Source organism: Moorena sp. SIO2C4 (genome assembly GCF_010672485.1).
Classification (GTDB): domain Bacteria; phylum Cyanobacteriota; class Cyanobacteriia; order Cyanobacteriales; family Coleofasciculaceae; genus Moorena; species Moorena producens.
The window spans coordinates 1-2317 of the sequence record NZ_JAAHGN010001135.1; the positions used below are offsets into that span (position 1 = coordinate 1).

Here is a 2317-nt window from a genome sequence, read left to right on the forward strand (position 1 = left end):
TCCAAACTAATCCTAATAGGGCGTTCGCAGTTTCCTGCCAGGGATGATCGGTCTCAATGGCTAGCTACTCACAATGCAGAGGATCGGATTAGTCGCAAAATTCAGAAATTGCAGGCTATGGAGGCTATGGGAGCGGAGGTGATGGTACTCAGTGCTGATGTAGCCGATGGACAACAAATGGAAGAAGCGATCGCACAAGCAGAGGCTCGGTTTGGTAACATCAATGGAGTCATCCACAGTGTTATGTTTACTGGAGACAAGGCATTGTGTTCCATCAAGGAGATAACTAAAACTGATATTTGGCAGCACTTTCAAGGAAAAGTACAGGGAACCATAGTTTTATCAAAGGTTTTGCACAACAAAAACCTTGACTTTTGCATCTTAATGTCCTCCATAGCATCAGTACTGGGAGGTTTGGGGGACGTTGCTTACTCGGCAGCCAATCTGTTTATGGATGTTTTCGTTCACCAGCAGAACCGAAGTAATTCCGTTCCTTGGCTGAGTGTGAACTGGGAGACTTGGGAATTCGAGAAACAAGATCAAAATTATGAGATTGCAGCAGGGCTGGCTGAATTTGCCATAACTCCAGAAGAGGGTATCCAAGCCTTTGAAAGGGTTTTATCCACTCAAGAACTCAATCAAATTCTTGTTTCCAGTGGAGATTTACAAACTCGTATCGATCGATGGGTCAAGCTTAAATCTGTAAAACAACAAAATAATTCCCAAAATCAAGTATCATCTACACCAGTTACCTTCCGCAAGCAATTGGAGACAGCTCCTGTGGGAGAGCGTCAGGGATTATTGGTTACTCACGTCCGGGCGCAGGTAGCTAGGGTACTGGGAATTTCTCCTGAGCGAATAACATTAGAGCAAAAACTCATAGACTTAGGATTAGATTCTTTGATGTCTATTGAGTTGAGAAATGCTCTTCAATTGAGTCTGGGTTTGTCTGTGCCTTCTACTTTACTCTTTGACTATCCCACACCAGAAGCGTTGACTAGTTATTTGGTGAGAGAAGTTGCTCACTTGGAGGACTCAAAAAGTTTAAGCAATGGCTCCATCAAACAAGGTATAGTTGAGGATGACTCTTACCACTCTACCTTAGTATCGATTCAGCCAAATGGTTCAAAACCTCCTCTGTTCTTTGTCCCCGGAGTCTTGGGAAATGTTTTCGATATCTATCCCTTGGCACAACACCTAGATTCAGAGCAACCTTTATACGGCTTGCGATCGCTTGGTTTAGATGAGGGGGAAAAGCCATTAACCCGGATGGAAGACATAGCAGCCCACCACATCCAAGCCTTACAAGCCGTTCAGCCTGAAGGGCCATACTTTCTGGGCGGTCATTCAGCAGGAGGAAAGGTGGTTTTTGAGATGGCTCAACAGTTAAAAAATCAGGGACAGGAGGTGGCTTTACTTGCCATTATGGATGGTTTAGGGACAAATCTGCAAAAATATCAAGATTTTGCTGAGTGGGACAATAGCAAACTGATCGACGATCTAAGCAGTTTCTATCAAGGTTCTTTGGGAGAAGCGGTCAAAGTTGATCCTGAAACACTTCAATCTATTGGAGAAGACCGCAAGTTAGATTACCTTCTGGAAAGATTGACCATAGGTGGTTTGAATTTAAGCCAAGGTGAACTAAAACGCATTTTTCAAATTTACAAAGCTAACGTTCAAGCTGATGTTGACTATATTCCACAGGAGAGTTACCCAACTTCAATTACTTTCTTCCGAGCTATGGAAACAGAAGTCTTTGAGGCTACCCTCGGTGAAACAACAATACTGGAAGACCCAACTTGGGGCTGGGGAGAGATTTCTGCTCAACCTGTGACAATTCACAAGATTCCAGGCAACCATTTCACGATGATGCGAGAACCCAATGTTGGAGTTCTAGCTCAAACCCTTAGGACTTGTCTGGAAAGCTACCCACGGGCGGTGCATCACCCCCTATGAATGGAAGAGCCCAATTTCTTTTCCTTTTCCGAAGCTCCCTGCTCCCTACTCCCTGTTCCCTGTTCCCTTGTGTTTTATAAAATTACCAACAAATAGAAAAACCATGAGAAAAATATTAGCTTTATGGGCGACACCTCGCTCCACCTCCACTGCCTTTGAAAATATGATGCGCCAAAGAGGTGATTTTTTGGTTTTTCATGAACCTTTTGGCTTATCCTATTACAATTCCCCAGAGCGTCGCGGTGCCAGTCGTTATCCAGATCTAGAACTTAACCCTGAATATAATCACCAAAAAATCTGGCAAAAACTACGACAAGAAGCAGATTCCAAAGCAGTTTTCATCAAAGACATGTCTCATTTA

The 2317-nt window shown here is 43.6% G+C and carries 1 protein-coding gene and 1 pseudogene; both read left to right on the forward strand.

Annotated elements, in window-relative coordinates; all coding sequences use genetic code 11:
- The coding region (locus tag F6K20_RS34655; RefSeq protein ID WP_287297826.1) for an SDR family NAD(P)-dependent oxidoreductase at window positions 1–1956 on the forward strand (1956 nt) is incomplete at its 5' end.
- Between the two features lie 103 nt (window positions 1957–2059).
- Window positions 2060–2317: pseudogene (locus F6K20_RS34660) on the forward strand (sulfotransferase family protein); the annotation flags it as partial.